Genomic DNA, 6,828 nt, shown 5'->3' on the forward strand with positions numbered 1-6,828 from the left:
CGGTTGTGGCACTGATCAACGAACTGCTGGAGACCGACAACGACCAGCAGATTGCCAGTCGTCTCAACGCACTCGGGCATCGTAACTGGCGCGGTGAGGCTTTTACCTTGAAGAAAGTTATGCTCGTGCGTCGTGCCTATGGGCTGAAGACCCGGTTCGAACGGTTGCGCGAGAGCGGCATGCTAACTGGCGAGGAAGTGGCTCGTCGATTTGGCGTAAGCGCCACAACCGTACACCAACTCGGACGCGATGGTGTTCTCAAGCGCCATCGCTACGCTACCAACCACCGCTACCTGTATGAGCCACCGGGCAACGTCCGACTCGCAAAAGGCGTCGGCGGCCGATATGGTAGCCGCCAACCCCGGTTAATTGACGCTCAACAAATCCAACAAGGTGCATCGTGATGTCTGCTCCTTGTCCTTCGGGCGTCGCGGTCGGGCCGGCAGAACGCCGACACCATAGTGGGACGCCATCATGCCGTAACTGCGGTTGATCTCGGGATCGTAGAAGCTGGCGCGGCTGACGCCGGACTTCAGATTGTCGGGCACGACCAGGCGGGGCACACCGCCGAAGAAGGCGAACATGCGCACATGTGAGCCGACCCAGTCCGGTAAGGTCTGGGTCCAGGTCACCTCGGCGAAGGTGTAGCTCGATGCGCCGAGCACGCCAAGGAACAGCTCCGCCTCGCGGACTTCGCCAGTCTTGCGATCGACGATCGGCACCCTCTTACCGGAATAGTCGACGAAGACCTTGTCGCCGGCCGCATGCTCCTGGCGCATCGTCGGCGAAAGGCGCTGCTCGAACCCGCGGAACAGCTCGCAGAAACGGCTATAGCCATAACCATCGGGATGGACGCTGCGATATTCCTCCCACAGGATCAGCAGTGTCACGCCGGGCTTCTTCAATTCGATAGAGAGCTGTGCCCAGTTCGGCTCGTGACGTCGCCGTTGGCCCTGCTTGACGCCGGCGCGGGCGAAAAGCCGAGACTCAAGAGCATCGTCTGTCAGCTCTCCCGGCAATGGCCAGCTCAACCCTGCCATCGCAGCCCGCTTCAGGTTATCCTGGACGGTGCTGCGGGCAACGCCGAGGATCACCGCAATCTCTCGGCTGCTTGTCCCGCTTCCGGCAAGCCGGAGCATCTGTCGTAATTGTCGCATGGTCAGCCTTCTCTTCGCTGGCATCAAACTCTCCTCGTGTACCGGGAGGCTTGATGCCAAAGTTGCTGACCCAAGGGGAATCTTCAGAGCCGGAAACCGGCCGGTCTTTGATTGGAATCGTGGCCGGCTTCAAATCGGAACGATGGCCGGATTTTGATCGGAATGGTGGCCGGCTTCAGATCGGAATCCGCACTAACGACATCGTCGCCGGGACGATGCGCAGTTGCGGGAGCGTCTTCGCACGCTTGCTGGCGAACGGCGTCGATTTGGATATCGCAGGCTGCATGTCTTGCTGCGGCGGGAGGGCTACGTGCTCAATCGCAAAAAGACACAGCGCCTCTATCGCGAGGAGGGCCTTTCCGTGTGCAAGCGCAAGGGACGCAAGAAGGCAACGGGCACGCGTGCCCCGCTACTGACGATCGCCCGGCCGAATGCCCGCTGGTCGGTCGATTTCGTCATGACCAATTTGCGCATGGCCGCCGGTTCCGCGTCTTCAACGTGATCGACGACGTGACCAAGGAATGCCTGGCCGCGATCGTCGACACGTCGATTTCGGGTCGCAGGGTAGCCCGAGAACTGAGCCTGGTCATCGCCCGGCGCGGCAAGCCCGAACTGATCGTCAGCGATCATGCCACGGAGTTCACCTCGAACGCCATGCTAGCCTGGAGCGAAGAGAAAGGCGTCGCCTGGCACTTCATCGCTCTCGGCAAGCTCATGCAAAACGGCATCTGTGAAGCCTTTAATTCAAAGATGAGGGACGAGCTCCTGAACGAGACACTGTTTTTCGGCCTCGATCACGCACGGTCAGCCGTGTCCCGATGGGTTGCCGACTATAATGCGGCCTGTCCACACTCAGCCCTCGGCTATCAAACACCGGCAGCCTATGCCGCTCACCTCACCGCAATGGGCAAACGCTCCGCACAACGGAAACGCTGCGCGTCCCGCCCATTGCTTCACCCGCGCAAACGCGCAGAACTGACAACCGCACTCCAGCCGCAAACGGATGAGTGTCTGGGGTCACAGCAAAGCCTACAAACTATCGGCGGACCGGAATCGCTCTCAGGGTGACTCTCGCGGCAAGGATGTCGACAGCGCCGCGGCGATAGACCGAAACTCGCTCACCATGCGAGACGTTGGAGCGCCTCGTCGCAAACAAAAAATCGCGGCGTCCCTAAAATCTTTCCTCTCGGATCTCCTTTGTCGACAGCCCAAATAAGACCAATCCAGCTATCAGGTAAGCTGCGCCAAACTCCCCAGCGTATCCGATGTCAAGTCCGGTCGCTCTATATTCCGGATAGACCCCTGTGCGAAACCACATGATTACATGCGCTATTGGGTTATAAAGCATGTAATCCATGATCGGCTTTGGCATTGAATCCGGTAGGAAGAAAACTCCGGAAAGCATAAAAAGAGGTCGCATCATCAAGTTGAATATCTGTTCATACAATGGCCACCTCGCAAACATCGATATATTTGCGAGCCCGACCCCGAAGCCGAGCAACGAACCAAGGGAGGCAGCGCATACAATCGTGCCGTAGTCCACAGAGACTGAGAGGTGGTTCTCCAACGTCACGGCCTCAAAAACAAGGAAGGCGATCAGAAAGGACGTCATAAACTGCACGAAATAACGTGCAACGACCGCATCGAAAGGACTGACGATCGGGTAGGATAAGAGCGGCTTGTTCGCCTTAATTGTCCCGGCAACAAACGACTGCATGCTCGTATAGAACATATACGGCAAGTATCCTGTCGCGAAGAATAACGGAAAGCTCGCTCCAAGGGCAGGCACCCTCGAGACGGCTTGAAAAATTACCGTCATGATCAGAACATGAGCGACTGGATCAACAAAAGCCCAGAGATAGCCGCCAGGTCGCTTTCCGTACCGAGTGGAAATCTCTCGGATCATGAGCGACAACATTACGCGAATATGCAGTTTCAAGAGCTCCACTGATGGGTTGTCCTTTTTGAACCGCGCAAAAAAACGTTTCTCTCTAACATCGTAGCAACCATTAGGCCAGTCTATTTGTCTAGAGAGCGTCGAAGCAGGTGGTACGCGGTAAGTAAGGTTCTGCTGATGTTTAACCTGGCCAGCTTACGGTGTGACCTTAGAATCACACTCGCGGCGGATCGGTGGAAAGTTCTGGCGAGCGTGGCCTGGGCTTGGTGACCGCGTCCCGAAAGAGACCAGGCGAGCCGCGGCTGATTTCGGATTAGCGGCACATCGATGGAATGCACCCTTCGAGCTTCATCCCAGATCGATCGAGCGGGTTCTAAAAAAAGCGGCAGGTAAACATTGCCGCGACGGCGGCATGCCCGATCCAACCGTCAACCATCGCGTCCCCGTGCGAGGTATTGCGCAAGGCTGCTCTCGGCGCAGCGTTGCCGCTTATGGCCCGTATGCCTTGTGCGTGTGAAGCGTGTTGTACAACACGACGGAAGAACACCCACGGGACGGAGGTTCGCGAGCTTTTGTATCGGTGGCATCCCTGGTTCGGGCGACTCGTTCACGTCCATGAGGCGGTGTCCAAAGGGACGCATATTTTCCGCTGCAGCGTTTCTGGTTCTTCTTCTGATCGACTTCTCGAGGTCCCGTCGTGGATGTTCGACAGATCAGTGAGTGGTTGTTGGCGCCGCCTGCCAGTTCCGCACGTCGACCTCGCAAGCTGCATAATTTGACAAGATTGCTGACGGACGCTGATGCCTCATCGCAATCTTCGGTAATGGGCGCAGCATTGGTCTCTCACGAAACGAGTCGGAGAGATGTTCATGCCTCGCCAGCCCATGACATGCCAGTTCGATCTGTTCTCGGCCCCGCAGCGGGGGAAGACGGCAGGGACGCCGCAATGGCCGGAGTTGCCGCAGGAGACCCGCCAAGCGTTGACGATGCTCATCGTGCGGCTGTTCGTCGATCACGCAAAGTGCGGACATGCCACCCAACAGAAGGAGGCCGGTCATGATGCATGAGATATTCCATTGAAAATATTGAATGAATCTGATCGAATGGCTTCACGACTCCGAAGCCTGTGGATCTCCCTGCGGACCTTGCGAGCGCCTATCTGGCGCTGCTTTGAACGTGATGTCGTTGTTGCCGAGCGCGATGCCGTCGTCGCCGAGCAGGACATTGCGGTGGCGCAAGCCGCCAACGCCCAGGCGATGCTGTCCGACAGCGAGGCGTTGATCGCCAAACTGGAGCTGGCGATCGAAAAGCTGAGGCGGGAGCTTCGCAGCCGGCGATCCGAGCGCACGGCGCGCCTGATCGACCAGATGGAATTGCAGCTCGAAGAGCTGGTGATGGCCGCGACAGAGGACGAGGTTGCAGCCCAGGCGGCTGCCGCCAAGACCGCGAGCGTGCGTTCGTTCACACGCAAGCGGCCGGTCCGAAAGCCGTGGCCGGAGGATATCGAGCGCGAGCGCGTGGTGATCGATCCGCCAGCCACCTGTGCCTGCTGCGGCGGGTCGCGCCTGTCGAAGTTGGGCGAGGACGTCACCGAGACGCTCGAGGAGGTTCAGCGCCGGTTCAAGGTGATCGAAACCGTATGCGAGAAATTTAGCTGCCGCGACTGCGAGGCGATCAGCCAGGCGCCGGCGCCGTTCCTTGCCACGCCGCGCGGCTTCATCGGTCCTCATCTGCGGGCGACGATCCTGTTCGATAAGTTTGGAATGCATAGCCTGCTCAACCGCCAGAGCACCCGGTTCAAATGCGAGGGCATCGAGCTTTCGACCTCGATGTTGGCCGACCAGGTCGGGACCTTGCTGGTTGGGCACAGCCCGTTACATGGGGTAATCGCGGGAGCGCGCCGCCCCGGGGCGCCAGATTGGTCATGGTACTGAATAGCAAGGTGGTTGCTCCCCGATAAGATGGCAATACGGGCTCACGACTGGATGCCGGCCCCAAACTGCCGATTCCGATGAAGCCGCCCCTTCGTTCCGAGATGATTGCGCTCCCAGTTTCCGGGATGATCTCGCCCCCTGTCTAGGGAGGTCTGCGGGCAATGATTGTTGTCAGTTCAATTAGGCTAGGTGTCAAGCTTTGCGGGGTAGGTTTCGGCGCAGACTATCGCCGCTCAATTCGATGCGGTGGGCATTGTGGACCAACCTGTCGAGTATGGCATCGGCATAGGTTGGGTCGCCGATGACACCGTGCCAGGCGGATACGTGGTAATGATCGTCGACCGACGGCCGTAGCGATCTTCGAGGATTTCCAGCAAATCGTGACGGGCCTGTTCATTGAGCGGTTCGAGCCCCCAATCATCCAGTATCAGGAGCTGAACGTGGCCCAAGGTCCGTTGCAGCCGGGCATACCGGCCGTCACCACGCGCGAGCGCAAGCTGGCCAAACAGCCTTGGGACACGCTGATAGAGAACTGAGCGATCGTCTCGGCAAGCCTTGTGACCGAGAGCGCAAGCCAACCAACTCTTTCCGACACCCGAGGGTCCGCAAATGGCCAGATTGTCATGCGCGTTGATCCAGTCGCCACCGAGCAGTTTCATGAAGAGAGCACGGTCGAGGCTGCGTTCGGCGCGATAATCGACATCTTCCGGGGTCGCCTGGTGGCGAAGCTTGGCAAACCTGAGACGTGCCGCAAGCTTGCGATCGTAACGGGAGCTCCATTCGCGTTCGAGCAGCAGTCCGAGCCATTCGGCGTGCGAGAGATGTTCGGCTTCGCCGTTGGCAACGAGTTCGCCAAAGGCCTTTGCCATGCCGGACAGGCCCATGGCATTCAATTTATCTAGTGTTGGATGAGCAAGCATCTTTCGTTCTCCTTAGTGGTAATAGCGGGGGCCGCGGATGTTGGCGTGATGGATCGGTTCATGCGACGCCGCTCCATTTGAGGCAGCCGTTCGGTCAAGGTGATTGTCGAGGATGGAGCGCACCGAGCCATAGGTCCGGGCCCCGATCTCCAGCGCCCGCCCGCAAGCGGCATTGACCCTGTCGCGGCCAAAGCTCTTGCTGAGGCGGATGATCCCGAGGCAAGCTCGAAAGCCCTGCTCGGGATGTGGCCTGTCGGCAAGGATGCGCTCGCACAACAGCGCGACATCCGGTCCCATGGCGGAGGCTTCGCGTTGAATGCGTTCGATCGTCCAGTCGGCAAAACGGCGATGCGCCGAGGGCATATGATCGGGGATCGTCGTGTGCTTCCCGTTGCCGCTGGAGCGGCGATGGGTGGCAATACGCTCGCCCTTGTGGAAGATCTCGATCGTATTGGCGGTAATACGAGCCTCAACCTGCTCGCGGGCGAAGCGATAGGGAACGGAATAATAGTGCCGCTCGATCTCGACGTGATAATCGAGCCCGGCACGCCGGATACGCCATTCGGCAAAGACATAGCGTTCGACAGGCAGTGGTCGCAAAACCGGACGATCAAGCTCTTCGAACAGTTGACGGCGCGTGACGCCAACGCGGCGCAGGACTCGTTTGTCATTGAGATCATGAAGCAATTCGCCGATCGCCGCATTGACCTCGGCCAAGCTATAGAAGATGCGATGGCGCAGCCGGCCCAATAGCCAGCGTTCGACGATACGAACCGCAGCTTCCACTTTCGCTTTCTTTCAATTCCAGGACTGCAGTTCATACTGACACTCAAGCCCGCATAGAGTTCGAGGTTACGCACCCGTTCCATCCGTGGCGCGGACAGCGCTTCGTGCTGTCGACACGCAAAGAGAACTGGGGC

General features: G+C 58.8%; 4 protein-coding genes and 5 pseudogenes. 5 read left to right on the top strand and 4 right to left on the bottom strand.

Annotated features, from left to right (window positions below):
• Positions 1–404, top strand: a pseudogene (locus IB277_RS37255) (recombinase family protein); the annotation flags it as partial.
• Here the strand turns inward: IB277_RS37255 and istA are convergent.
• A complete protein-coding gene (istA, locus tag IB277_RS37260; RefSeq protein WP_245296008.1) occupies positions 366–1,181 on the bottom strand; it encodes an IS21 family transposase in 816 nt (271 codons plus the stop codon). The pseudogene IB277_RS37255 and the gene istA sit on opposite strands and share 39 nt — an antisense overlap.
• A gap of 172 nt (positions 1,182–1,353) precedes the next feature.
• Here istA and IB277_RS37265 point away from each other — a divergent pair.
• Positions 1,354–2,054 (top strand): annotated as a pseudogene (locus IB277_RS37265) (IS3 family transposase); the annotation flags it as partial.
• 274 nt (positions 2,055–2,328) lie between these two features.
• On the opposite strand, the gene IB277_RS37270 reads toward IB277_RS37265, so the two are convergent.
• Positions 2,329–3,105, bottom strand: a complete 777-nt coding sequence (locus tag IB277_RS37270; protein WP_192373354.1) for an ABC transporter permease — start codon at positions 3,103–3,105, stop codon at positions 2,329–2,331.
• A gap of 818 nt (positions 3,106–3,923) precedes the next feature.
• Here IB277_RS37270 and IB277_RS37275 point away from each other — a divergent pair.
• On the top strand, positions 3,924–4,121 hold the full coding sequence (locus tag IB277_RS37275) for a hypothetical protein (RefSeq protein ID WP_192373356.1): 198 nt from the start codon (positions 3,924–3,926) through the stop codon (positions 4,119–4,121).
• Positions 4,122–4,213: 92 nt separating this feature from the next.
• A pseudogene (locus IB277_RS37280) lies at positions 4,214–4,943 on the top strand (IS66 family transposase zinc-finger binding domain-containing protein); the annotation flags it as partial.
• Between the two features lie 237 nt (positions 4,944–5,180).
• Here IB277_RS37280 and istB read toward each other — a convergent pair.
• Both istB and IB277_RS37290 read right to left on the bottom strand, forming a co-directional pair.
• Positions 5,181–5,908, bottom strand: a pseudogene (gene istB, locus IB277_RS37285) (IS21-like element helper ATPase IstB).
• 12 nt (positions 5,909–5,920) lie between these two features.
• Positions 5,921–6,703, bottom strand: a pseudogene (locus IB277_RS37290) (IS21 family transposase); the annotation flags it as partial.
• Positions 6,704–6,747: 44 nt separating this feature from the next.
• On the opposite strand from IB277_RS37290, the gene IB277_RS38775 reads away from it, so the two are divergent.
• Positions 6,748–6,828: DUF5372 family protein (locus IB277_RS38775; protein WP_371813774.1), on the top strand; the 81-nt coding region annotated here is incomplete at its 3' end.

This window comes from Ensifer sp. ENS07, from assembly GCF_014852185.1.
In the GTDB taxonomy this organism is placed as follows: Bacteria; Pseudomonadota; Alphaproteobacteria; order Rhizobiales; family Rhizobiaceae; genus Ensifer; species Ensifer adhaerens.